Origin of the sequence: Ewingella sp. AOP8-B2-18, from assembly GCF_052376015.1 — a bacterium.
In the GTDB taxonomy this organism is placed as follows: Bacteria; Pseudomonadota; Gammaproteobacteria; order Enterobacterales; family Enterobacteriaceae; genus Ewingella; species Ewingella allii.
Genome location: NZ_JBQSVB010000010.1, coordinates 121,364 through 143,674, shown reverse-complemented (window position 1 = coordinate 143,674; position 22,311 = coordinate 121,364). Strand labels below are relative to the sequence as shown.

Here is a 22,311-nt window from a genome sequence, read left to right as displayed (position 1 = left end):
ATGTGGCCGTTCAAGAGAAAAGACGAACAGCGAAGCATGACCATCGATGACTTCATGGCGCTGGCTGAATTCCCCAATACCGGCTCGGGTGAACATGTTTCACCGACTACCGCCGAATCTTTGCCTGCTGTGCTGAATGCCGTCACCGTTATCAGTGATTCTGTGGCGTCTATGCCGTGCTACCTGTACAGAGTGCAAAATGAATCCCGCGCATGGCTGGCAGATCACCCCGTCGATTATCTGCTGAATGAACGTCCTAATGACTGTCAGACGCCATTCCAGTTCAAGAAAACCATGATGCGCCACTGCCTGTTAAACGGTAATGCGTATGCGGTGATCAAGTGGGGCCGTGACGGGCAGCCGCAATCCCTTCACCCGTATGCCCCTCAGTCTGTAGTGCCTAAACGTCTGGATCAGCATCGTTACGTTTACACCATTACCGAGCCATTCAGCGGCCAGGTTAAGACCTATCTACAGGAAGAGATGTTGCACCTGCGTTACGCCACTGACGATGGTTTTATTTCCCGCTCACCGATCACTATCTGCCGTGAAACACTGGGTTTAGGCATCGCGCAACAGCGCCACGGCGCCAGCATTATGAAAGACGGCATGATGGCATCCGGCATTATTACCGTGGGTGAATGGTTCGACAAGAAGAAAGGCCAGCAGGCACTTGATGCGCTGGAGCGTTACAAGGGGGCCAAAAATGCCGGTAAGACGCCAATTCTTGAAGGCGGCATGAAGTATGAAAAATTGGGTATGAGCAATCAGGATGTGGAATGGCTGGCCTCTCGCCGCTTCTCCATTGAAGACATTGCACGGATATTCAATATCAGCCCACTGTTTCTTCAGGAATATTCGAACAGCACCTATAGCAACTTCAGCGAAGCAAGCCGTGCATTTCTCACGATGACCATGCGTCCGTGGTTAACCAATTTCGAGCAGCAGTTAAAAGCCGCGCTGCTGGTGGCTTCCTCCGCGCCTGGCATCCGTTATCAGGTGGAGTTCGATACTGCTGATCTGTTACGCGCTAACCCGCAGGAACGTTTCACGAGTTATGAGACGGCGATTAAATCAGGCGTGATGTGTCCAAACGAAGCCCGTGAGCGTGAGGGCATGTCCCCGCGTGAAGGCGGCGATGAGTTCAGCCAGGCTTGGAAGCAAACGGTTGAGGTTAAAAGTCCGACCGAGAAGGGGGCAGCATGAGAGCTGGAGGATTACGCCGACGTGTGACTATTCAGAAGTCTGAGGACCGCCGCGATCAGTCCGGTCAGGTTATCCATACATGGGGAGATTTAGCGACGGTTTGGGCCGAGGTGAAGGGAATCAGTGGGCGTGAGCGAATGAGTTCTGGCGCCATCTTCTCCGAGGCAACAATCCGTATCTGGATGCGGTACCGCGAAGATGTGACAACGGCTAATCGGATCATCTACAGCCTGCCGAATGTCAGAGGTCAGGTTTACGGCATTCTTGCTGTGATACCCGATGCCGAACATTCCCGCCTTGAGCTGCTGTGTAAGGGAGGTGTGTTCAATGCCTAGCCCAGCCATCGATCTAAACGAAGTAAAGATGCACTGCCGCATTGATGATGATTATGAAGACGCCCTGATTCAGGTGTATGTCGATGCTGCATTAGAGGTATGCCAGATGCATATCGGTAAGAGATTCGATACCGATCTGGAGTTTACGCCTGCAATCAAGGTGGGATGCCTGATGTACATATCCCAGCTTTATGACAATCGAACGACCATCAGCGAAGTGGAAATGAAAGAAGTGCCGTTTACCGTTGCCAGTCTATGGAATGGCTACCGCGATCCGGGAGTGTACTGATGCCTTGGCACCCACTTAAGCGTTGCACGTATGCAGGATGCAAAGAGCGTGTGAAGTCTGGCCGTTGCAAGGAGCACCGACAGCAACAAGACGCCCAGCGCGGTTCCCGTCGTGAACGTGGATATACGGCGCAATGGGATAAGTACCGGCTGATATATCTCAAAGCTCACCCGCTTTGCGTCCATTGTGAAAAGAAAGACATCTATACCCCGGCCAAGATAGTTGATCACATCATCCCGATTAACGGTGCTGACGATGTGTTGTTCTGGCCTGAGACCAACCATCAAGGGTTATGCATGAGCTGCCATAGTCGTAAGACGACCACCCAAGACCCGATGACCAAGCAGCAGCGCAAAGCAGGGAGGTTTCAGCGGTTGGAAGAGGCCGCTGCGCACCGGTGGGATTGGGCATATAAGGCGCGTGAGGAAACAAAGTGATGAACGAAAAAGAACAGAATCGATTAGTTATGGCGTTAACCAAAAGCCGTGAGCAGTTCAAGCGTATGCATAACAAGATGCCTGAGCAAGCCATGATGCAACGCACCAGCCAACGTGATCGGGACATCATGGATTTGTTCAGAAACCGGTAGAAAGCGGCTCAGGCGGGGTGGGGGGAGGTTTCAGGACAAAGCCCCCCACTTGCTGGCACCACCCGGCCCTCAAATTTTTACGCGCGGCACTTTTTTTGAAAATAAATTGCAGAAGGAAAACAGGTATTTATGGCTAGAGCACCCAAGCCCCCGATTTATCTGGATGAAATTGCAAATCAGCAATGGAAGGCCAGAGCCAAACAGCTAGCGGATCGGGATGATTTAACCCCCGCCGACTGGGGAAACCTTGAGCTGTTTTGCGTCAATTATTCCATGTATCGCAAAGCGGTCGAAGACCTTGCACGCCGTGGATTCAGCATCACCAACAGTCAGGGGGGGGAAAGCCGTAACCCTTCACTCAGCGCGAAGGCTGACGCAGAAAAAATCATGATCAAAATGTCCTCAGTATTGGGCTTTGATCCCGTTTCCCGCCGCCGCAACCCGGTAGAAGTTGATGAGGAAGACGCCCTTGACCGCCTGGCATGAGTACGCAGAGTCGATAAAAAGCGGTGAAATTCCGGCGTGTGAACGGCTAAAGCAGGCTGTGAACCGGTATTTTATTTGCCTGAGTGACCCACATTACCGGTTCGATGCGGCGGTCGTAGAGCGCTTTATCGCTTTTTCTCGGCTTTGCCCCCACGTCAAAGGCCCGCTGCGCGGACAACCTATCGAACTGGAGCCGTGGCAGCAGTTCGCCTTTGCTAACCTGTTAGGTTTCAAGTCAGTGGCCACCGGCCGGAGGAAATACCGCAGCGCGTATATTCAGGTACCGCGAAAGAACGCTAAATCGACGGTAGCGGCCATGTTGGCAAACTGGTTCTTGGTGATGGAAGAGGGCCAACAGGATATTTACACCGCCGCCGTGAGTCGTGATCAGGCCCGTATCGTATTTGATGATGCCCGGCAGATGTGTCTGCTCTCCAAGCCATTGAAAAAGCGCCTGGCTATTCAGCAGCACAAGATGATTTACGCCAAAACTAACAGCCTGTTAAAGCCTTTGGCTGCCAAGGCTGCGACCATTGAGGGGACAAACCCTAGTCTAGCTATTGTCGATGAATACCATCTTCACCCGGACAACGGCGTTTATTCGGCGCTTGAGCTGGGTATGGGCGCCCGTCCTGAAGGTGTGCTCTTCGCTATCACAACGGCCGGTAGCAATACAGTATCGGCCTGCAAGCAGCATTACGATTACTGCTGCCAGATTTTGGCCGGTGAAGAAGAGAATGATTCCCTATTTGCGCTTATCTACGAACTGGATGAAGAAGCCGAAGTGGATCAACCAGAGCAGTGGGTAAAGGCCAACCCGAACCTTGACGTTTCCGTAGACGGTGCGGCGCTGGCGGACACCATTCAAAAGGCCCGCGGTATTCCATCCCAATGGGTAGAGATGCTGACCAAGCGTTTTAATATCTGGTGTCAGGGTGAAACCCCGTGGATGGGGGAAGGGGCTTGGAAGGCTTGCCGGGCTGACTATAGCGAAGACGATTTGGAGGGAATGGAGTGCTATGCCGGCTTTGACCTGTCCTCAACCAGCGATATTACCAGCGTGTGCTACACCTTCCCCGTTGAAAACCTTGTTCGCTTGCTGACTCGCCATTACATTCCCGCCGCGCAATTAGATAACCCAGCCAATAAAAACCGCACCTTATACCGTCTTTGGGCGAAAGAAGGATGGTTACGCACTACACCTGGCGACTGTATCGACTATGACCGCATCCGTGATGACGTGCTGAATGATGCCGATCGCTTTGATATGAAGCTGGTGGGGTTCGATACGTGGAATGCTACACACCTGCGCACCCAGTTGCAGGGGGCCGGTCTGGATGTCGAGCCATTCCCGCAAACCTTTATGAAGTTCAGCCCGGTCGCTAAATCAGCAGAGGTATTCGTTAACCGTAAAGTGATTCAGCACAACGGCGATCCGGTACTTACTTGGGCAGTGGCTAACGTGGTGATGGAAAGCGATGCCAACGCCAATATCAAGCCCAACAAAAAGAAGGCCGCTAACAAGATAGACCCGGCGATCGCTTTCCTGATGAGCTTTGGCACCTATCAGCTCCAGTACGATGAATTTGATTTTGATATGAGTGACGAACAGCAGCAGCGCCTCGAGGCGTTCAACGGTATTTAAAAGGAGACAGGCACATGACAGAAGAAATGACGACCATAAAGTTAAGCGGCTCTTTGGCACGACTTTTCGATAGAGAGCACACGCGCGTTATTCACAGCCCTAAACAGGCTATCAGCGCATTGAAAAATACCATTCCGGGCTTTGAGCAATTTCTTATTTCCTCCAAACAGCGCGGTCTCACTTTTGCCATATTCAAAGGAAAGAGAAATATTAGCCTTGATGAAATGGACAACGCGAGTGCTGGTAAGGAAATCCATATTGTTCCGGTGATTATTGGCAGTAAAAGAGCCGGTATGTTCCAGACTATTTTAGGCGTCGCGCTGATTGCTGCATCTGCCATCGGGCAGTATTTAGCCCCCGGTAACCCTTTTTCAACTTATGGTTTTCAGGTTGGGGCAGCCATGGCTCTCGGAGGTGTAGCCCAAATGCTTTCGCCGCAAACTACCGGCTTGAGAATGCGGCAAGACCCAGACAATAAACCCTCGTATGCTTTCGGTGGGCCAGTCAATACAACTGCTCAGGGAAATGCCTTAGCCGTTGGTTATGGGGAGCGTGAGATAGGTGGTGCGGTTATTTCGGCGGGAATTTATACCGAGGATCAGCAGTAATTAACACATTGAAAATAATGTAATAATCTCGTTGCTGTGGTGGCGGCTAATTATGTCCAACAGCAACGAATTTATTTTGGTAGATTCAAAATGGCTAAGCCGGAGTTATTCGAAAGTAACTATAAGATTAATATTGAGTTTGCCAAGTTTGTATCAGAAATACCGACATACTACCGGCTAGGTTTACTGCAAGTAAAGCATGCCTATCCGAAGGTTTCGCTGGTTTTCGACCATTCCCATGAGCATCACCGAGCCTATTTCTGAGTGTTCCTAGACCATTTACAATCGCCGAACATCCCCCGAGAATCTGCTTAAAAATTTGCTCGGTATGTTGCTCGGGGGCAAGATTGAGCTCTTTAGAAACTAATTTGTAAAGTTCGCTCATGTCTGTATTTCTATCATATGGTATTTTTCGGTCGTCAAGTATGTGTTTGCATACTGTCTCAATTAGTGACCTAGCTGCTGTAATCGCACCTTCAGGATCCGATAACCGTCTCGCTAATGCTTTCGTCCATGCTTCACTTACACCGGCCTCATCATAAGTTTTTAATCCATCTGTTATGTGAATATCAGCCGGAGAGGTATTTTTGCCTTCTAGAAAATCAAGCATGGGTTGAAATTCACTCCAGATGATTTCTCGGCGAGGAGCATAACCATCAGTCTTTTTAATGTGCTGCCAAAACTGACTTAGTGAACGGCATGTCCTTACGAATTGCGGTAACAAGTTTGATAATACCGTGGAACTAAGAAAGTAATTGCGTAATTGTATGTAGGCAATATCGTCTTCGTTTTTTCCAGTGGCTCTATCAAGTAATGTGTTTTGAAGGGCAAGTGCTCGCTCTAAGTCGTCATTTAAATTTTCTAGTAAATTATTCATTTAAGTCACCTAACGTATCGCTCAAAATCCGCTTGAGTAATGGACTGTCTGAAGGTCGAATTAAAGGCTTAGTTATGCCAACATAGCGTGCATCTTTTTCTACCATCCAAGATCTACCTACTTTTAAAGCTGGCGGGTAAATCATGCCGCGTTTTGCATAGTTAGAAAGTGTTGCTTTTCCGGGGGCTGAGTTACCAAACTCTTCAATGGCCCATTCATATAGTGTTATGAGTCTTGCCATCTTAAATCCTATTTCTATGAGCAGCTACCATCCCAACTAAGCTTATCTAAGCTTTGAGATGTATTGCGGCATGTTGCGATTGTTTCGTAACTCATTTGAATTTTGTAATATAAAATTTCAACTTACTACAAGGAGTAGTTTATGTCAGCAGTATTAAATAAAGCTTTAGAACATTTAGACAGTATGAATACTTCTTCATCGGCTCCCCACCCGTATGATGAAAGTAGTGCAAAAGAGTTGTTTAAATTTTTAGCTGCCGAGGGGGCTCCGGTGCAAGCTCACGATGTTACTGCTTATGGAGATGATAAAGGATGGAACCCTGGATTTACCAAGAAAATGGCTAGTTGGGCTGATGCTGTCAGTTCTGGTGGACGTGTTGTGATTAAGCACCCAGATAGTCTGTCCGATGAGTATAAAGAAGAGTTACGTTCACTCATTTAAATCTGAAATGCCTTTAATAAGGTCGCTCATGCGGCCTTTTTTTTAGCGAAATTTTAGGGGTAATAAAATGACTCTGGAATGCGTTCCGATATCGATGTACTGCAATAATACTGGTGAAACGATAGATGCTATCAATAAGCGAATTCAGCGCGGGGTATGGCAAGAAGGGCTACATGTTTTGAAAATTGATGGTGTTAAAGAACGCTGGATCGACCTGATTGAAGTGAATCACTGGGCCAGAGGAGACAGAAGGCCGTTGCTGGGTGTAAACACAGAACCCAACTGGGCTGCTTTAGATGAGATTGAACTGCCAAGGCGTAAGAAAAAACCTTCAGCATGAACCAAAAAATAATGTGCTTCTGTTTCCTGTTGTTTATCACTGTTCACAATGTTGTGCAGTCTGTTGTGTAGTCCTTTCAATAAAAAAGGCGCTAACCAATTAAGGAAAAGCGCCTTTTCTCAAATACTTAACTGATTAGTATCAGTTCATGCCGTATTTTTTCAATTTCTTACGCAGCGTACCGCGGTTGATACCCATCATCAGGGCCGCACGAGTCTGGTTGCCACGGGTATATTGCATCACCATGTCTAACAGTGGCTGTTCAACTTCAGCCAATACCAACTCATACAGGTCATTCACGTCCTGACCATTCAATTGAGCAAAATAGCCCTTAAGTGCTTGTTTTACCGAGTCACGCAGGGGTTTTTGGGTTACCTGATCCTGAGAATTAACGGTAGAAACGGTCAGTACGTCAGAATTCACGCGTTGTTCGAACATAGTTCTGTCAGCTCTTTTTTGTTACGCAAGATTTTCGAAATATGCTTCCAACGCCTCCAGCTGTTCGCTGGCATCCTCTATGGCGTTGAAGGAGCGCCGAAACTGGTCATTCGGGGCATGCTCCTGGAGATACCAGGAAACATGCTTACGAGCGATACGGAATCCCTTGCCTTGACCATAAAAGTCGTGCAATTCCCGTACATGCCCTAATAACAAGTGCTGAACCTCCCCAAGTGGTGGCGGCGGTAACAGTTCCCCTGTGTCCAGATAATGCTGGATTTCCCGGAAGATCCAGGGTCTCCCCTGAGCGGCACGTCCAATCATCAGAGCATCAGCTCCGGTGTAGTCGAGTACCGCCCTGGCTTTATGCGGGTCAGTTATGTCGCCATTCGCGATAATCGGAATGGAAACACTCTGCTTAACTGTCCGAATGCTGTCGTACTCTGCCTCTCCATTGAAGAGACAAGCACGGGTTCGGCCATGAATCGTCAGGGCCTGAATTCCACAGTCTTCAGCCAATTGTGCAATTTGTACACAGTTACGGTGTTCCGGTGCCCAACCAGTACGAATTTTCAACGTGACTGGCACATCTACCGCATTCACAACGGCAGAGAGGATCTGTTTGACCAAATCCGGATACTGCAACAAGGCAGATCCTGCCAGTTTGCGGTTCACTTTCTTGGCCGGGCAACCCATATTGATGTCAATGATCTGCGCACCGCTGTCCACGTTAATTCGGGCAGCTGCCGCCATATCTTCGGGATCGCAACCGGCAATTTGCACGGCCCGGATTCCCGGTTCATCGCTATGTACCATACGCAAACGGGATTTATCCGTACGCCACACTTCCGGATTGGAAGAGAGCATTTCGGAAACAGCCATCCCAGCACCCATCGCATGACATAAGGCACGAAACGGTCGGTCTGTTATACCGGCCATTGGGGCCGCAATCAGGCAATTTGTAAGTTGGTGGTGTCCGATGCGCATAGACTAGGAATGACCATACTGATGTCCGCAAGGGCGCGTATATTACGCATTTTTGAATCCAGATGAAAGGCCAAACTTTAACCAATAACCTAAGAAAATGCTTGCATCAGGCCTCTGAGGTCTGGGTTATGGGTTTTTATTGAGACTTAACATAGGGTTAATGAATAAAGGCTAAATTGTGCGCTTATGAAAATTCCTTAAAACTCGCTGTATATGCAGGTTAAGCCAGTTGAATCTAAGGCTAAATTTGCTGTTTTAAGTAGCAATAACCGCAAAATTTCCGTGACCCACCTCTCACCGTGGTCAAAAAATGAGTCATTTTTAGTAAGAATCCATAACCCTATGTTTGAGATAAAAAGCCAAGGCCGGGAGAGTCGAAAAAGCAGGGCGGGGCAATAAAACAGAAAAGCGCCGCCCGGTGAGCATTTAAGCCTGCGGGCGGCGGAGTATTAGGCTTTCTTGACGCCGGTAATGCGGCACCACTCTTCTTTTTCAGCCACTGGGTCTAGCTCGAACAGCGCCTCATAGGCTTCTGCGACGCCCTGCGCCTGACTTGCCAGCACGCCGGACAGCCCCAGATGGCCGCCTGCTACTGGCAGTACGCTGATAAGGGGCGCCAGCTCGCGCAGTGGGCCTGCAAGGATGTTAGCGACCACTACATCGGCCGACAGGTTGTCCGGCTGGTCTTTTGGCAGATAGAGCGATAGACGCTCGGAGACGCCGTTACGCTGCGCATTATCACGGCTGGCCTGAATCGCCTGCGGGTCGATATCAATACCGATAGCCTGCGCAGCACCCAGTTTCAGAGCGGCAATCGCCAGAATGCCGGAGCCACAGCCGAAGTCGATCACCGTCTTACCCTGTAAATCTAAACCGTCGAGCCACTCGAGGCACATGGCGGTGGTGGGGTGGGTGCCGGTGCCGAAGGCCAGACCCGGGTCGAGCATCACGTTGACGGCGGTTGGGTCCGGCACGTCGCGCCAGCTCGGGCAGATCCACAGACGCTGGCCGAAACGCATTGGGTGGAAGTTATCCATCCACTCGCGCTCCCAGTCTTTATCTTCCAACTGCTCGATTTTATGCACAAAGCCTTTGCCCAGCAGCGGCTCGTTTTCGAGCATAGCCACCACTTCCGCCATGTCGGTTTCTGCGTCATACAGACCGATAGCGTCGGTATCGCCCCACAGCAGCGTCTCGCCCGGCAGGGGTTCGAACACCGGATTGTCATGGGTATCCTGGAAAGTCACGGATACCGCACCACTTTCGATAAGCGCGTCGCTCAGCGTTTCCGCGTCGTTACCGGTGGTGTTAATTTTCAATTGGATCCAAGGCATAGCAATTCTCTTTTAAGCTTGCAGTAAATAGTTTGCCGCCCCTCAGGACGGCTTGAGCGCGGCTTCTGCGCGCGCATCGCCAAATTTATTGCCGATGTAAAACGCCAGCAGACTCAGGGTCAGCGACGGCACAATCGGATGCAGACCGGCAAGGTGCAGGTCGAAACTGGCAAGCAGGGTATAACAAACCGCGCCAACAATCATTGAGCTAAGCGCGCCGGTGGCATTGGCGCGTTCCCAGTACAGCCCCAGCACCAGCGGCCACAGGAACACGGCTTCTAAGCCGCCAAAAGCCAGCAGATTCAGCCAGATAATCATTTCCGGTGGGCGCCATGCCGCCAGCAGCACCAGCAGACCAAGCACAAAGGTCGCCCAGCTTGAGAAGCGTTTGAGGCGTTTCTCATTGGTGATTTCTGCAGGGCGAATGCCAAGATAGAGATCTTTAACAATCGTCGCCGAGGACTGCAACAGCTGGGCATTGATGGTCGACATAATCGCGGCCATGGGTGCAGCAAGGAAGATCCCGGCGGCATAAGGCGGCAGCACGGTGATCATCAAGGTGGGGATCACCTGATCCGGGATTTTAAGATCAGGCAGGATAGCGCGACCTAATGCGCCGGCCAGATGCATACCGAACATCAAAATCGCCACCACCAGCGTGCCGAGCACGATGCCGCGATGCACTGCCTTACTGTCTTTGTAGGAGATACAGCGCACGGCGGTGTGCGGCAAACCAATTACGCCGAAGCAGACCAGGATCCAGAACGAGGCCATGAACGGCAGCGACAGCACGTCATCCGCGCCGCTGACCGACACCAGTTTAGGGTCAATCTGTTGCAATTTATCGACCGCGCTGTGCAAGCCGCCCGCCGCGTGGATCACCGCAATCAGCAGCAAAATGGTGCCGAGCAGCATCACCAAACCCTGCATGGCGTCATTGAGCACGCTGGCGCGGAAGCCGCCGAAGGCCGTGTAGAGCGCGATGCTGATGCCGAAAATCAGCAGGCCGGTGTCGTAAGGGATGCCCGCCGCGGTTTCCAGCAAGCGCGCGCCGCCGATGAACTGCACGGTCATGGCGCCGAGGAAGGCAACCAGCAGACTCAGGCTCGCCAGCCAGACCAGCAGGCGGCTTTTATAGCGGCCGTACAGCATGTCGTTGAGCGTCACCGCGTTATAACGGCGAGCCAAAATAGCGAATTTCTTGCCCAGGATGCCGAGAGAAAGCCACACGGCGGGCAGCTGAATCATCGCCAGCAGCACCCAGCCCAGCCCAAATTTGTAGGCCGCGCCCGGCCCGCCAATAAACGAACTGGCGCTGATATAGGTCGCGGTCAGGGTCATGGCTAAGACGAAGCCGCCCATAGAGCGGTTGCCGAGGAAGTATTCAGTGAGGAAATTACCGGCCTGACGGCGGGTATAGGCATAAACCGACAGGCCAAAGACCAGCAGCAGATAGGCAATAAGAGGAAGTAAAACTTCAGTCTGCATGGGGAGTGTCCTCGAGCGAAATGTCGCGGTAAATCACCCGCACCATCAGCCAGCTTAGTAACACAAAAATCAGCGGAACCAACAAACAGGCCATTTCGAACCAGTGGGGCAGCCCGGTGATCCCCTGCTTGTCGTCGGGCAAATAGGCCGCCAGACACCAGGCCAGCAAGTAGGCCAGCGTCAGCCCAAAGGCCCAGCGCGCTTCGCGATTGGCTTGTCGAAAACGTGGGTCAGTGTCTTGAGTCTTCATCATAAAAGTCCCAAATGAAAAAAGGCCGGAATATCCGGCCTTGGTAAGAGAGTACGCAAGGTACGGTCTTATTTTTCCTGCAATCCGAGCTTCTTCTCTAGATAGTGGATGTTGGTTCCACCGTGCTGGAAGTTCTCGTCGCTCATGATGCGCATTTGCAGATCAACGTTGGTTTTGATGCCGTCGATGATCAGTTCAGCCAATGCGTTTTTCATGCGGGCAATCGCCACGTCACGGTTTTCACCGTAAGTGATCAGTTTGCCGATCATGGAATCGTAGTACGGAGGCACGGTATAGCCAGCGTAGATATGCGATTCCCAGCGCACGCCAAAGCCACCAGGAGCGTGGAAGCGGGTAATTTTACCCGGGCTTGGCAGGAAGGTATTTGGATCTTCAGCATTGATACGACATTCGACCGCGTGGCCCTGAATGCGTACTTCATCCTGTTTGATCGACAGCGGCTGACCGGCAGCGATACGCAGCTGCTCTTTGATCAAGTCAACGCCGGTGATCATTTCAGTCACAGGATGCTCAACCTGAATACGGGTGTTCATTTCGATGAAATAGAACTCGCCGTTTTCATACAGGAACTCAAAGGTACCCGCGCCGCGATAGTTAATGTCTACGCACGCTTTCGCACAACGCTCGCCGATGTAACGACGCAGCTCAGGCGTGATGCCCGGTGCTGGCGCTTCTTCGACAACTTTCTGGTGACGACGCTGCATGGAGCAGTCACGTTCTGCCAGATAAATCGCGTTGCCCTGACCGTCAGCCAAAATCTGAATTTCGATGTGGCGTGGGTTTTCCAGATACTTCTCCATGTACACCATGTCGTTGTTGAAAGCCGCTTTGGCTTCCGCACGGGTCATGTTGATGGATTGTTCCAGATCTTTGTCGCTGCGTACTACGCGCATACCACGACCACCGCCGCCGCCAGAGGCTTTGATGATGACCGGGTAACCGATGCGTTTTGCATAGGCGCGGTTTTGGTCCATATCTTCGCCCAGCGGGCCGTCAGAACCTGGTACGCAAGGAACACCGGCTTTTTTCATCGCGCCGATGGCGGAAACTTTGTCACCCATCAGGCGGATAGTTTCAGCTTTCGGGCCGATGAAGATGAAGCCAGAGCGTTCAACTTGTTCAGCGAAGTCGGCATTTTCGGACAGGAAACCGTAGCCAGGGTGGATAGCCACCGCGCCAGTGATTTCAGCTGCAGCAATGATTGCCGGGATGTTCAGATAGCTTTTTACTGAAGGTGCAGGACCGATACAGACGGTTTCATCTGCCAGCAGTACGTGCTTCAGGTCGCGGTCGGCAGTTGAGTGCACGGCTACCGTTTTGATGCCCAGCTCTTTACAGGCACGCAAAATACGTAGCGCGATCTCGCCGCGGTTCGCGATAACAATTTTATCTACCATGGTACGCCTCGTTATTCGATGACGACCAGCGGCTCGTCGAATTCAACCGGTTGGCCGCTTTCCACCAGAATGGCTTTAACCACGCCAGATTTGTCTGCTTCGATTTGGTTCATCATTTTCATTGCTTCAACGATGCACAGGGTATCACCTGCGTTAACTTTCTGGCCGACTTCCACGAAGGCTTTCGCGTCCGGGCTTGGCGTGCGGTAGAAAGTACCCACCATCGGTGAACGAACGATGTGTCCGCTGATCGCAGCCGGTGCGGCTTCAGCTGGCGCCGCCGCTGGTGCAACTGCAGCAGCCAGACCCGGTTGCTGTTGTGGCGCAGGCATTGCGTACGCTTGTTGCATCATTGGGTAAGCTTGCGCAGGTGCTGCACGGCTGATGCGTACTGATTCTTCGCCTTCAGAAATTTCCAGTTCAGAAATGCCTGACTCTTCAACCAGTTCGATCAGTTTCTTAATTTTACGAATATCCATGGGTGTGATTCCGTACTCTTTTTGCGAAAAAATTAATGGGTTTTAGACAAGCGGTTAACCGCTGCCTGTAAAGCAAAATGGTAGCCATCTGCGCCAAGTCCGCAGATAACGCCCACTGCGATATCAGATAGATAGGAGTGATGCCGGAACGGCTCGCGGGCGTGAACATTCGACAGGTGGATCTCGATAAACGGGATCTGTACTGCCAGCAACGCATCGCGTAGCGCTACGCTGGTATGGGTAAAGGCTGCGGGATTGATCAAAATAAAATCAGTGTTTCCGCGTGCCTGATGGATTCTATCAATCAGGAGGTGCTCTGCGTTGGATTGCAGATGGCTAAGCGCGACGTCTGCGGCGGCTGCCTGCTGCTCCAAACCTTTAACTATATCGTTGAGCGTAGTGCTGCCGTAGGTTTCAGGCTCACGCGTCCCTAACAAATTCAGGTTAGGACCGTTTAGAAGCAAAATGTCAAACTTATGCGCCATTGTGAGCCTATCTCCGGCAATTAGACAAAGATTGTAGAAAATACCCTGATGTCACCGATTTGTCACCTATTTCGCGGCAAATCTACCCTGCTCATCAGCATGAGGTCGGGCATTATAATGATATCGTGGCAATTCGCAGCTAAATACTGGTCTTATCAGCGAAGATAATCAACCCTCAGAATGCTACCGAGGGTTTAGACTGTGGGATTATGCGGGGTAGAACACAGAAAAGTTAAGCCCGTTAACGCAGCCATTGGCGGAATTTTTTGTAGCGTAATGCTAACAAGATCGCTGCAATTGCCGCGTAGATGATGGGTTGTGGCGAGATAATTTTCACTGACCACATGTAGTGAATCGGTGCCAAAATGGCGACCACATAAATTAAGTTGTGCAATGTCTGCCATTTCGCCCCCAGCTTGCGCTGCGACCACAATGTCGAGGTGCAGGCCAGCGCCAGCAGGATTATCCAGCTGATAATGCCCAATGTCAGATAGGGCCGCGAAATCAATTCACTGCCCAGCAGCGCCAAATTGTTAATGCCCAACTCTAAGAACGAATAGCTGAGAAGATGCAGCGTTCCCCACGCAAAGCACCACAAACCCACCAATCTGCGCACGCGCATCAACAGCGGCTGTTTACCATAACGCGCAACGGGGGTAATAAGCAGCGTCGCCAGCAGCAATTTCAGAGTCATCCTACCGGTGAAATGCTGAATATCTTTCGATGGATCGGCACTGAACCAGCCCTGATTAATCGACAAGATCAGCCAAATAAAGGGCAGGAACGCCGCCAGATGGATAACCACCTTTAGCCATTTAATTTGTGTCAGGCTCAAACGCCGCATCGCATTTCCCTCAAATCATCAATAGTTCGCGCGCAAATCGAGGCCGCGGTACAGCGACGCCACCTGATCGCCATAGCCATTAAACAGTAGCGTCGGCTGGCGTTTAACATCCAAAATACCGCCAGAGCCGATGAAACGCTCGGTGGCCTGTGACCAGCGCGGATGGTCGACGTGCGGGTTCACGTTGGCGTAGAAACCGTACTCATTGGTGGCAATCTGGTTCCATGTCGTCGGCGGCTGGTTCTTGGTCAGGCTGATGTTGACGATAGACTTGATGCCTTTAAAGCCATATTTCCACGGCACGGTCAGGCGAATTGGCGCGCCGTTTTGCGGTGGCAGGGCCTTGCCGTAGACGCCGACGGTCAGCATGGTGAGCGGGTGCATGGCTTCATCCATCCGCAGCCCTTCAACATAAGGGTAATCCAGCCCGCCGCCGATAAAGCGGTCTTTCTGGCCCGGCATGTGTTCCGGGTCATATAAGGTTTTAAACGCCACAAAGCGCGCATTGCCGGTCGGCTCGGCTAGCTTGATGATGTTGCTCAGCTGGAAGCCAATCCACGGCACTACCATTGACCACGCCTCGACGCAGCGCATCCGGTAGATACGCTGCTCCAGCGGGAAGCGTTTCATGATGTCATCCATATCGAGGGTGATCGGCTTGCCGACTTCGCCATCAATCACGATTTTCCACGGCGAGGTCACCAACTGGCCCGCATTGGCGGCCGGGTCGGCTTTATCCAGACCAAACTCGTAGAAGTTGTTGTAGCCGGTGACTTTATCTTCTGGCGTTAACGTCAGGTCATTTTGATAAGCGGCGGGCTTGGTGAAGTCCAAAGGCTTTCCGGCTGGCGCTTTCGGCCGGTCGTGGCCTTTGAACCAGGATGAGATGTCGGCCTTGGCGGTCTGGGGCAGGGCCAGCGCCGCCGCGCTCAGGCCCAGTGCCTGCAATACTTTGCGACGATCGTGAAAGATGCTTTCAGGCGTGACGTCTGCCTCAGTCAGTTTGCGGGAATTGTTCATGGCGTACTCCAGAATTTCTTAATCATTATTGTTACTGAGGATTCTGGTTTAAGAATGGCTGTTAAATCGATTTTTGGCGAGAGGACTGGGGAAAATACGAAATTTCAGAGGAGAAGAGAACCGAGCAGCGCAGGGAGAGTTTTCCTGCGCTGCTGATTGGCTTAGCTGTTAGCGCACCTTGACCAGAGTGCGGCCCGTAATGGTGTTCGCCATCATTCCGGCGGCCGCCGTTGGCGCTTGTTCAAGGCTGATTTCCGTAGCGGCTTGCTCATAAAAAGAAGCAGGAAGAGTCTGGGTCAGGCGCTCCCAGGCGTCCATTCGACGATGCAGCGGACACATCACAGAATCTACCCCTTGCAGGCGAACGTTGCGCAGAATAAATGGCATCACCGTGGTGGGAAGCTGGTAACCGCCCGCCAGACCACAGGCCGCCACCGTACCGCCGTAGACCGTTTGCGACAGCAAGGTTGCCAGCGTGTGGTCGCCGACGGTGTCGATGGCGCCGGCCCACAGCTGTTTATCCAGCGCCCGGCCTTCTTTGCTGAACTCTTCGCGCGACAGCACGGTTTTCGCGCCGAGCTGCTTGAGATATTCGGTATTGCTGGCGCGCCCGCTGATTGCCACCACGTCATAGCCGAGGGTCGACAGCAGAGTGATCGCCGTGCTGCCCACGCCGCCGCTGGCACCGCTGACAATCACTTTGCCGCTGTCGGGCAGCACGCCGCCTTCCTCCAGAGCCATCACGCAAAGCATGGCGGTGAATCCGGCGGTGCCGATAATCATCGCGTGGCGCGAGTCCAGACCTTCCGGCAGCGGCACCAGCCAGTCACCTTTTACGCGCGCCTTTTCTGCCAGCCCGCCCCAATGGTTTTCGCCCACGCCCCAGCCAGTGAGGATCACCTGCTGGCCGACGCTAAAGCGTGGGTCTTCACTGCTACTGACCCGACCGGCGAAATCGATGCCCGGCACCATCGGGAATTGGCGGATAATTTTCCCTGTGCCGGTGATTGCCATTGCGTCTTTATAATTGAGGCTCGACCAGTCAACATCGACCACAACATTGCCTTCCGGCAAATCATCTATGCTGATATCACCCACGCTGGAAAGGGTCTGGCCTGCGTCTTGCTGTAATAAAAGTGCGCGCATTTTGAGCTCCATAAGATTTATCAATTGATTGTTTATGCAGTTGCTATGCTATGAATATAACGCAATAGGGGGGATAGGGACTGATATGAGACAAAAACGGTGCCACTGAGTGCAAATTTAGGCACAATTTTGCATAAATCTTTACCGGATCTGACATGCTTATGTTTTATGATAGCGGCGTTTAAACGGCGGCCTGACAATGAAGGAATATTCTCTGGTTTGCCTCCTTCATTTATAGGTTTCAGGTAAGGCACAAGGATGCGATTTACTAACAGACTCACCGCGCTTATTTCCATGCTGGTTGCAGTAGCTATGTTGCTGATGCTGCTCGGCGTGACGTTTAGCTTTGTCTATCTCAGCAAGCAAAATACTGAGCAGCATTTACGGGCGCTGGCGACCACTTTCGACCAATCTCTTCTGCAACACACTCCCGACGAAGCCCAGCGCTGGATGCCGACGGCAATGCGCATGCTGGATGTTTCAAGCATCACCCTGCTGGAAAATAAAAAACCCTTTTTGCAATACCGCGAGTCCGCCGATTTACACGCGGCCTGGGACAGCGGCTACCCCGACTATGCCGAGACAACCTTGCCGCTGATGCAGCACCCGTCGATGGCGCTGCACGTGGTGTATGTAGACCCCATTACCACTTACACCCATTCGCTGCGCTCGACCATCACCATCAGCTTCGCCATTATTTTGATGATTGTAGTGGTGCTGATGAGTTTCCGCTGGCTGCGCAGAGAGACGGCTGGGTTGGAACGACTGGAAGAGCGCGCCCAGCGCATTCTTCGCGGCGAGCGGGAGAATATTCGCCACGGTGATGTCTCCGAATGGCCGCCTTTTGCCAGTAGCGCCATTGATTTACTGATGGCGGATCTGGCCGAGGCCCGCGAGCAACGCAGCCGGGTCGACACGCTAATTCGTGCATTTGCCCAGCAAGATGCCCAGACCGGCCTGAGTAATCGGCTGTTTTTCGACAATCAATTGGCGACTCAGCTTGAAGAAAAGGGCGCGCACGGCGTGGTTATGCTGCTGCGACTGCCTGACTTCGACACGCTGCGCGAAATCCACGGGCAGGGGCACGTTGATGAACTGCGTTCCGCGATGGTCAATCTGCTTTCGACCTTCGTCATGCGCTACTCCGATGCCCTGCTGGCGCGCTATTTCCACAGCGACTGTGCTGTGTTACTGCCTCACCGCACTTTAAAAGAAGCAGAAGTGATGGCGGCCCAACTGGTCAATGCGCTCGGCGCGCTGCCAACCTCTAACAATATCGATCGCGATGCCCTTCTATATATAGGTATCAGTGCTTATCGTTTTGGTCAGCAGGCGGAAGAGGTGATGGACCACGCCGAGCAGGCGACGCGCAACGCAGCCTTCCAGGGAAGTAACAGTTGGCTGGTTTATGACAGCAAAGTGCCTGAAAAAGGGCGCGGCAGCGTTAAATGGCGCACGCTACTGGAAAATACCCTATCGCGCGGCGGGCCGCGTCTTTATCATAAAGGCAGCTTTACCAAAGACCGCAAGCTGGATCATCGTGAAATTCAGCGCCGTATCTTTGATGGCGAGCAAGAGCTGCTGGCCGCCGAGTTTATGCCGCTGGTGGTGCAATTTGGCATGTCGCAAAGCTATGATCGCCAAATGCTTTCTCAGATAATTCCGTTACTGGCGCGCTGGCCGGACGAAACGTTGGCATTTCACCTGACGGTTGATTCATTATTGCAGCGCTCTTTTGTCCGCTGGTTGCGCGATACCTTGCTGCAATGCGAAAAAAAGCAGCGTAATCGCATTCTGATTGAACTTGCAGAGGCAGATCTCTGTCAACATACCGAGCGATTACGGCCCGTTGTCCGCCTGCTACAAGGAATGGGCTGCCGTCTTGCTGTTTCTCAAGCCGGGCTTACCGTGGTCAGCACCTCATATTTGAAAACTTTCCCGGTTGAACGGGTGAAACTGCACCCGGGATTGATTCGCGATATCGACAAAAGAATTGAAAATCAGCTGTTCGTACAAAGTCTGATTAGCGCCTGTGAAGGAACACAAGCCAAGGTTTTCGCTTCTGGCGTGCGCAGTAAAGAAGAGTGGGCAGTACTGTTAGAAAAGGGCATTCATGGCGGGCAGGGTGATTTTTTTGCTATCCCGCAGGCCGTGGAGCCCGTTAGCAAAAAATATTCACACAACGGTGATGTTTAAACTGATCGTAATGTGAAGATTTAACGTAGAATGGCGCAGCCTTTAACCGGTTACTGTCCAATGACGCCTGTTTGTAAAGTTTTTGGCGAATTGTGGCGGGAGTTCTCGGAGCGAGAGCAAGAATTCATGTGCGGTGTTGGTGCTTGTAAGTTGCTGGTTGTACACAGGTAAAGAGTGATTCTGGTTTAAATGAACAGGTCATTTTTCACCTCTGATTTCACAACCAAAAGTCATCGCAACTGTAAGCGGCCGACATCGTGGACAATTTCACCGAAGCAGAACGTTTTTGCGCCTTGTCGCTGCTTCGCGTGGTTGGTAAAGTAGGCGGATTTTATTTTCCGCCCCCAGCTAGCAGGATTATCCTTTCGTTATGTTTAAGAAATTTCGTGGCATGTTTTCCAACGACTTGTCCATCGACCTGGGTACCGCCAATACCCTCATTTATGTAAAAGGACAAGGCATTGTGCTGAACGAGCCATCAGTTGTGGCTATTCGTCAGGATCGTGCTGGTTCACCGAAAAGCGTTGCGGCCGTCGGCCATGATGCCAAACAGATGTTGGGACGTACTCCTGGCAACATCGCTGCTATTCGTCCGATGAAAGACGGCGTTATCGCTGACTTCTTCGTGACCGAAAAAATGCTGCAGCACTTCATCAAACAAGTTCACAGCAACAGCTTCATGCGCCCAAGCCCGCGCGTGTTGGTCTGTGTGCCAGTCGGCGCAACTCAGGTTGAACGCCGCGCTATCCGTGAATCTGCACAGGGTGCAGGCGCGCGTGAAGTGTTCTTGATTGAAGAGCCAATGGCAGCAGCGATCGGTGCAGGTTTGCCTGTCTCCGAAGCGACCGGTTCTATGGTTGTGGATATCGGCGGTGGTACTACCGAAGTCGCGGTTATCTCCCTGAACGGCGTGGTCTATTCTTCTTCTGTACGTATCGGTGGTGACCGTTTCGACGAAGCTATCATCAACTATGTGCGTCGTAACTACGGCTCACTGATTGGTGAAGCCACCGCTGAGCGTATTAAGCACGGTATCGGTTCCGCTTACCCAGGTGATGAAGTTCACGAGATTGAAGTTCGTGGTCGTAACCTGGCTGAAGGCGTTCCACGCGGCTTTACTCTGAACTCCAACGAAATTCTTGAAGCGCTGCAAGAGCCGCTGACTGGCATCGTTAGCGCGGTGATGGTTGCGCTGGAACAGTGTCCTCCAGAGTTGGCTTCTGACATCTCCGAGCGAGGCATGGTGTTGACCGGCGGTGGCGCATTGTTGCGTAACCTCGATCGCCTGCTGATGGAAGAGACCGGTATTCCGGTGGTTGTGGCAGAAGATCCGCTGACCTGCGTTGCTCGCGGCGGTGGTAAAGCGTTGGAAATGATCGACATGCACGGCGGCGACCTGTTCAGCGAAGAGTAATTTTAGCGACGCACGCTTTTGCTTAAGGCGTGCATAGCAAAGAATAAGTCTTGCCCGCCAAGGTGAATGTCCGTCTGGTGAAACCTGCTGCGTTAAAGTATGCAGTGTCAAATTGGGGTCGTGCATCGAACTACCTGACGAAATGCGTATTCAGGTAGTTTTCGCTCGATCCGCTTCGCTTGCTACTTTTCCTGCTTAGGCTATCTTTCACTGGATTGGCTGAAACCTTCTGTTGCCGAGGAACTCGCATATTTTATGAAGCCGATTTTTAGCAGGGGACCTTCCCTGCAACTGCGACTTTTTTTGGCTATTCTCACGGCCATTGTCCTGATTTTTGCCGACAGTAAAGTAGGTACGTTCGTTAAGATTCGCACCTATATGGACACTGCCGTCAGCCCTTTCTATTTTTTGTCGAATGCTCCACGTGAATTCCTCGATCAGGTTTCCACCACCTTCGCTACCCGCCAGTCTCTTGAACTTGAAAACCGCGCGCTGCGGCAGGAATTGCTGCTCAAAAACAGCGATTTGATGCTTCTCGGCCAATTCAAGCAAGAGAACGCGCGACTGCGCGAGCTTCTGGGGTCACCGCTGCGTCAGGATGAGCACAAGATGGTGGCTCAGGTGCTGTCGACCAGCAATGACCCCTATAGCGATCAGGTTGTCGTCGACAAAGGCAGCAACAATGGCGTCTATGTCGGCCAGCCGGTGATTAGCGATAAAGGCGTGGTGGGTCAGGTGGTCGCCGTGGGTGCCGTCACCAGCCGCGTATTGCTGATCTGCGACGCCTCCCACGCCTTGCCGATTCAGGTTTTGCGTAACGATATTCGCGTGATTGCCGCCGGTAGCGGCTGTGCTGACGACTTGCAGCTGGAGCACTTGCCGAGCAATACCGACATCCGCGTCGGTGACGTGCTGGTGACGTCCGGTCTCGGCGGTCGCTTCCCTGAAGGCTATCCGGTTGCCGTAGTTTCTTCGGTAAAAGTCGATAACCAGCGTGCTTACACCGTGATTCAGGCGCGCCCGACGGCGGGTCTGCAACGCCTGCGTTACCTGCTGCTGCTGTGGGGCTCTGACCGCAATGGCGATAAGCCATTGCCGCCGGACGAAGTGCATCGCGTCGCCAATGAGCGTCTGATGCAGATGATGCCTCAGGTCCTGCCGCCTCCGGGCGAAATGGGCCCTCCTGCTCCCATTCCTCAACCTGCTACTGGCACCATTACCACGCCAGTTTCGCCACGGCCTTCTAGCGGGGGCAGTCAATGAATCGCTACCGGAGCCACGGCCGCTGGATAATTTGGCTATCCTTTCTGATAGCCATGTTATTGCAAGTGATGCCGTGGCCGGACGAGATCTACATGTTTCGGCCATCCTGGTTGATGCTGATCCTGATTTACTGGGTCATGGCGCTGCCGCATCGCGTCAACGTAGGTACCGGATTTATCGTCGGTTTTGTGATGGATTTGATTCTTGGCTCGACGCTAGGCGTGCGCGCGCTGGCTTTGGCGCTGATTGCCTATCTGGTCGCTTTCAAGTTCCAACTGTTCCGCAACATGGCCCTGTGGCAGCAAGCGCTGATCGTCATGCTGCTGTCACTGGCTGTCGACGTGGTGGTGTTCTGGGCCGAGTTTTTGGTGGTGAATGTCTCGTTTCGTCCGGAAGTGTTCTGGAGCAGCGTGGTCGACGGCATTCTCTGGCCATGGTTATTCCTGCTGATGCGCAAAATTCGCCGTCAGTTCGCTGTGCAATGAGGAAATG

General features: G+C 52.2%; 26 protein-coding genes and 1 pseudogene. 14 read left to right on the top strand and 13 right to left on the bottom strand.

The features are described from left to right. From ACT3RR_RS18515 to ACT3RR_RS18480, 8 genes are all read left to right on the top strand, one after another. The gene (locus ACT3RR_RS18515; RefSeq protein WP_496200888.1) at window positions 1-1,206 is read left to right on the top strand and encodes a phage portal protein; all 1,206 of its coding nucleotides are present in this window, start codon (window positions 1-3) and stop codon (window positions 1,204-1,206) included. Further along, entirely contained in the window at window positions 1,203-1,541 is a 339-nt protein-coding gene (locus ACT3RR_RS18510) for a phage head closure protein (RefSeq protein ID WP_496200887.1), read from the top strand. The genes ACT3RR_RS18515 and ACT3RR_RS18510 overlap by 4 nt, the downstream gene beginning before the upstream one ends. Then, complete coding sequence (locus ACT3RR_RS18505; protein WP_496200886.1) at window positions 1,534-1,830, top strand: head-tail connector protein; 297 nt, start codon at window positions 1,534-1,536, stop codon at window positions 1,828-1,830. Before ACT3RR_RS18510 ends, ACT3RR_RS18505 begins: the two co-directional genes overlap by 8 nt. Then, complete coding sequence (locus ACT3RR_RS18500) at window positions 1,830-2,267, top strand: HNH endonuclease signature motif containing protein (protein ID WP_496200885.1); 438 nt, start codon at window positions 1,830-1,832, stop codon at window positions 2,265-2,267. Before ACT3RR_RS18505 ends, ACT3RR_RS18500 begins: the two co-directional genes overlap by 1 nt. Further along, window positions 2,267-2,419, top strand: a complete 153-nt coding sequence (locus ACT3RR_RS18495; RefSeq protein ID WP_496200884.1) for a hypothetical protein — start codon at window positions 2,267-2,269, stop codon at window positions 2,417-2,419. Before ACT3RR_RS18500 ends, ACT3RR_RS18495 begins: the two co-directional genes overlap by 1 nt. Window positions 2,420-2,548: 129 nt before the next feature. Next, on the top strand, window positions 2,549-2,905 hold the full coding sequence (locus tag ACT3RR_RS18490; protein WP_496200883.1) for a phage terminase small subunit P27 family: 357 nt from the start codon (window positions 2,549-2,551) through the stop codon (window positions 2,903-2,905). Beyond that, a complete protein-coding gene (locus tag ACT3RR_RS18485) occupies window positions 2,889-4,550 on the top strand; it encodes a terminase large subunit (protein WP_496200882.1) in 1,662 nt (553 codons plus the stop codon). The genes ACT3RR_RS18490 and ACT3RR_RS18485 overlap by 17 nt, the downstream gene beginning before the upstream one ends. Before the next feature lie 26 nt (window positions 4,551-4,576). Further along, window positions 4,577-5,158 (top strand): tail assembly protein, encoded by a 582-nt coding sequence (locus ACT3RR_RS18480; protein ID WP_496200904.1) that lies wholly within the window; start codon window positions 4,577-4,579, stop codon window positions 5,156-5,158. A 127-nt stretch (window positions 5,159-5,285) separates the two neighbouring features. Here the strand turns inward: ACT3RR_RS18480 and ACT3RR_RS18475 are convergent, their stop codons facing one another. Both ACT3RR_RS18475 and ACT3RR_RS18470 read right to left on the bottom strand, forming a co-directional pair. After that, a complete protein-coding gene (locus ACT3RR_RS18475; protein ID WP_496200881.1) occupies window positions 5,286-6,035 on the bottom strand; it encodes an abortive infection family protein in 750 nt (249 codons plus the stop codon). Continuing rightward, the gene (locus ACT3RR_RS18470; protein ID WP_496200880.1) at window positions 6,028-6,276 is read right to left on the bottom strand and encodes an excisionase; all 249 of its coding nucleotides are present in this window, start codon (window positions 6,274-6,276) and stop codon (window positions 6,028-6,030) included. Before ACT3RR_RS18470 ends, ACT3RR_RS18475 begins: the two co-directional genes overlap by 8 nt. Before the next feature lie 141 nt (window positions 6,277-6,417). Between ACT3RR_RS18470 and ACT3RR_RS18465 the strand changes: the two genes are divergently transcribed. Next, window positions 6,418-6,717, top strand: coding sequence for a DUF1889 family protein (locus ACT3RR_RS18465; RefSeq protein WP_496200879.1), 300 nt, complete (start codon window positions 6,418-6,420; stop codon window positions 6,715-6,717). Between the two features lie 67 nt (window positions 6,718-6,784). Next, window positions 6,785-6,967, top strand: a pseudogene (locus ACT3RR_RS18460) (excisionase); the annotation flags it as partial. A 231-nt stretch (window positions 6,968-7,198) separates the two neighbouring features. Here the strand turns inward: ACT3RR_RS18460 and fis are convergent. From fis to acuI, 11 genes are all read right to left on the bottom strand, one after another. Continuing rightward, window positions 7,199-7,495 (bottom strand): DNA-binding transcriptional regulator Fis, encoded by a 297-nt coding sequence (fis, locus tag ACT3RR_RS18455; RefSeq protein ID WP_004097144.1) that lies wholly within the window; start codon window positions 7,493-7,495, stop codon window positions 7,199-7,201. Window positions 7,496-7,516: 21 nt separating this feature from the next. Next, window positions 7,517-8,482, bottom strand: a complete 966-nt coding sequence (gene dusB, locus ACT3RR_RS18450) for a tRNA dihydrouridine synthase DusB (RefSeq protein WP_034786639.1) — start codon at window positions 8,480-8,482, stop codon at window positions 7,517-7,519. A 449-nt stretch (window positions 8,483-8,931) separates the two neighbouring features. After that, on the bottom strand, window positions 8,932-9,816 hold the full coding sequence (prmA, locus tag ACT3RR_RS18445; RefSeq protein WP_034786641.1) for a 50S ribosomal protein L11 methyltransferase: 885 nt from the start codon (window positions 9,814-9,816) through the stop codon (window positions 8,932-8,934). A gap of 42 nt (window positions 9,817-9,858) precedes the next feature. Further along, a complete protein-coding gene (panF, locus tag ACT3RR_RS18440) occupies window positions 9,859-11,304 on the bottom strand; it encodes a sodium/pantothenate symporter (RefSeq protein ID WP_353500739.1) in 1,446 nt (481 codons plus the stop codon). Further along, a complete protein-coding gene (locus ACT3RR_RS18435; protein WP_353500740.1) occupies window positions 11,294-11,557 on the bottom strand; it encodes a YhdT family protein in 264 nt (87 codons plus the stop codon). The genes panF and ACT3RR_RS18435 overlap by 11 nt, the downstream gene beginning before the upstream one ends. 65 nt (window positions 11,558-11,622) lie before the next feature. After that, window positions 11,623-12,972 (bottom strand): acetyl-CoA carboxylase biotin carboxylase subunit, encoded by a 1,350-nt coding sequence (gene accC, locus ACT3RR_RS18430; protein WP_353500741.1) that lies wholly within the window; start codon window positions 12,970-12,972, stop codon window positions 11,623-11,625. 11 nt (window positions 12,973-12,983) lie between these two features. Then, the gene (gene accB, locus ACT3RR_RS18425) at window positions 12,984-13,451 is read right to left on the bottom strand and encodes an acetyl-CoA carboxylase biotin carboxyl carrier protein (protein ID WP_034786647.1); all 468 of its coding nucleotides are present in this window, start codon (window positions 13,449-13,451) and stop codon (window positions 12,984-12,986) included. A gap of 32 nt (window positions 13,452-13,483) precedes the next feature. Continuing rightward, complete coding sequence (gene aroQ / locus ACT3RR_RS18420; protein ID WP_154145834.1) at window positions 13,484-13,936, bottom strand: type II 3-dehydroquinate dehydratase; 453 nt, start codon at window positions 13,934-13,936, stop codon at window positions 13,484-13,486. A 241-nt stretch (window positions 13,937-14,177) separates the two neighbouring features. Beyond that, complete coding sequence (msrQ, locus tag ACT3RR_RS18415; RefSeq protein WP_353500742.1) at window positions 14,178-14,780, bottom strand: protein-methionine-sulfoxide reductase heme-binding subunit MsrQ; 603 nt, start codon at window positions 14,778-14,780, stop codon at window positions 14,178-14,180. Window positions 14,781-14,798: 18 nt separating this feature from the next. Beyond that, on the bottom strand, window positions 14,799-15,800 hold the full coding sequence (gene msrP, locus ACT3RR_RS18410) for a protein-methionine-sulfoxide reductase catalytic subunit MsrP (RefSeq protein WP_353500743.1): 1,002 nt from the start codon (window positions 15,798-15,800) through the stop codon (window positions 14,799-14,801). A gap of 168 nt (window positions 15,801-15,968) precedes the next feature. Then, the gene (gene acuI / locus ACT3RR_RS18405; RefSeq protein ID WP_496200878.1) at window positions 15,969-16,946 is read right to left on the bottom strand and encodes an acrylyl-CoA reductase (NADPH); all 978 of its coding nucleotides are present in this window, start codon (window positions 16,944-16,946) and stop codon (window positions 15,969-15,971) included. A 258-nt stretch (window positions 16,947-17,204) separates the two neighbouring features. On the opposite strand from acuI, the gene csrD reads away from it, so the two are divergent. The 4 genes from csrD (at window position 17,205) to mreD (ending at window position 22,304) form a co-directional block, all read left to right on the top strand. After that, entirely contained in the window at window positions 17,205-19,142 is a 1,938-nt protein-coding gene (csrD, locus tag ACT3RR_RS18400; protein ID WP_496200877.1) for an RNase E specificity factor CsrD, read from the top strand. Window positions 19,143-19,512: 370 nt separating this feature from the next. Continuing rightward, window positions 19,513-20,556 (top strand): rod shape-determining protein MreB, encoded by a 1,044-nt coding sequence (gene mreB, locus ACT3RR_RS18395; protein WP_007891976.1) that lies wholly within the window; start codon window positions 19,513-19,515, stop codon window positions 20,554-20,556. Between the two features lie 255 nt (window positions 20,557-20,811). After that, a complete protein-coding gene (mreC, locus tag ACT3RR_RS18390) occupies window positions 20,812-21,819 on the top strand; it encodes a rod shape-determining protein MreC (RefSeq protein ID WP_353500746.1) in 1,008 nt (335 codons plus the stop codon). Continuing rightward, on the top strand, window positions 21,816-22,304 hold the full coding sequence (gene mreD / locus ACT3RR_RS18385; protein WP_034786663.1) for a rod shape-determining protein MreD: 489 nt from the start codon (window positions 21,816-21,818) through the stop codon (window positions 22,302-22,304). The genes mreC and mreD overlap by 4 nt, the downstream gene beginning before the upstream one ends. Window positions 22,305-22,311 lie beyond the last annotated feature (7 nt).

Excerpts from the sequence above, each read along its gene's own strand:
- ACT3RR_RS18515 (WP_496200888.1), top strand. The coding sequence starts at position 1 with ATGTGGCCGTTCAAGAGAAAAGACGAACAGCGAAGCATGACCATCGAT.
- ACT3RR_RS18510 (WP_496200887.1), top strand. The coding sequence starts at position 1,203 with ATGAGAGCTGGAGGATTACGCCGACGTGTGACTATTCAGAAGTCTGAG.
- ACT3RR_RS18505 (WP_496200886.1), top strand. The coding sequence starts at position 1,534 with ATGCCTAGCCCAGCCATCGATCTAAACGAAGTAAAGATGCACTGCCGC.
- ACT3RR_RS18500 (WP_496200885.1), top strand. The coding sequence starts at position 1,830 with ATGCCTTGGCACCCACTTAAGCGTTGCACGTATGCAGGATGCAAAGAG.
- ACT3RR_RS18495 (WP_496200884.1), top strand. The coding sequence starts at position 2,267 with ATGAACGAAAAAGAACAGAATCGATTAGTTATGGCGTTAACCAAAAGC.
- ACT3RR_RS18490 (WP_496200883.1), top strand. The coding sequence starts at position 2,549 with ATGGCTAGAGCACCCAAGCCCCCGATTTATCTGGATGAAATTGCAAAT.
- ACT3RR_RS18480 (WP_496200904.1), top strand. The coding sequence starts at position 4,577 with ATGACGACCATAAAGTTAAGCGGCTCTTTGGCACGACTTTTCGATAGA.
- ACT3RR_RS18475 (WP_496200881.1), bottom strand. The coding sequence starts at position 6,035 with ATGAATAATTTACTAGAAAATTTAAATGACGACTTAGAGCGAGCACTT.
- ACT3RR_RS18470 (WP_496200880.1), bottom strand. The coding sequence starts at position 6,276 with ATGGCAAGACTCATAACACTATATGAATGGGCCATTGAAGAGTTTGGT.
- ACT3RR_RS18465 (WP_496200879.1), top strand. The coding sequence starts at position 6,418 with ATGTCAGCAGTATTAAATAAAGCTTTAGAACATTTAGACAGTATGAAT.
- fis (WP_004097144.1), bottom strand. The coding sequence starts at position 7,495 with ATGTTCGAACAACGCGTGAATTCTGACGTACTGACCGTTTCTACCGTT.
- dusB (WP_034786639.1), bottom strand. The coding sequence starts at position 8,482 with ATGCGCATCGGACACCACCAACTTACAAATTGCCTGATTGCGGCCCCA.
- prmA (WP_034786641.1), bottom strand. The coding sequence starts at position 9,816 with ATGCCTTGGATCCAATTGAAAATTAACACCACCGGTAACGACGCGGAA.
- panF (WP_353500739.1), bottom strand. The coding sequence starts at position 11,304 with ATGCAGACTGAAGTTTTACTTCCTCTTATTGCCTATCTGCTGCTGGTC.
- ACT3RR_RS18435 (WP_353500740.1), bottom strand. The coding sequence starts at position 11,557 with ATGATGAAGACTCAAGACACTGACCCACGTTTTCGACAAGCCAATCGC.
- accC (WP_353500741.1), bottom strand. The coding sequence starts at position 12,972 with ATGGTAGATAAAATTGTTATCGCGAACCGCGGCGAGATCGCGCTACGT.
- accB (WP_034786647.1), bottom strand. The coding sequence starts at position 13,451 with ATGGATATTCGTAAAATTAAGAAACTGATCGAACTGGTTGAAGAGTCA.
- aroQ (WP_154145834.1), bottom strand. The coding sequence starts at position 13,936 with ATGGCGCATAAGTTTGACATTTTGCTTCTAAACGGTCCTAACCTGAAT.
- msrQ (WP_353500742.1), bottom strand. The coding sequence starts at position 14,780 with ATGCGGCGTTTGAGCCTGACACAAATTAAATGGCTAAAGGTGGTTATC.
- msrP (WP_353500743.1), bottom strand. The coding sequence starts at position 15,800 with ATGAACAATTCCCGCAAACTGACTGAGGCAGACGTCACGCCTGAAAGC.
- acuI (WP_496200878.1), bottom strand. The coding sequence starts at position 16,946 with ATGCGCGCACTTTTATTACAGCAAGACGCAGGCCAGACCCTTTCCAGC.
- csrD (WP_496200877.1), top strand. The coding sequence starts at position 17,205 with ATGCGATTTACTAACAGACTCACCGCGCTTATTTCCATGCTGGTTGCA.
- mreB (WP_007891976.1), top strand. The coding sequence starts at position 19,513 with ATGTTTAAGAAATTTCGTGGCATGTTTTCCAACGACTTGTCCATCGAC.
- mreC (WP_353500746.1), top strand. The coding sequence starts at position 20,812 with ATGAAGCCGATTTTTAGCAGGGGACCTTCCCTGCAACTGCGACTTTTT.
- mreD (WP_034786663.1), top strand. The coding sequence starts at position 21,816 with ATGAATCGCTACCGGAGCCACGGCCGCTGGATAATTTGGCTATCCTTT.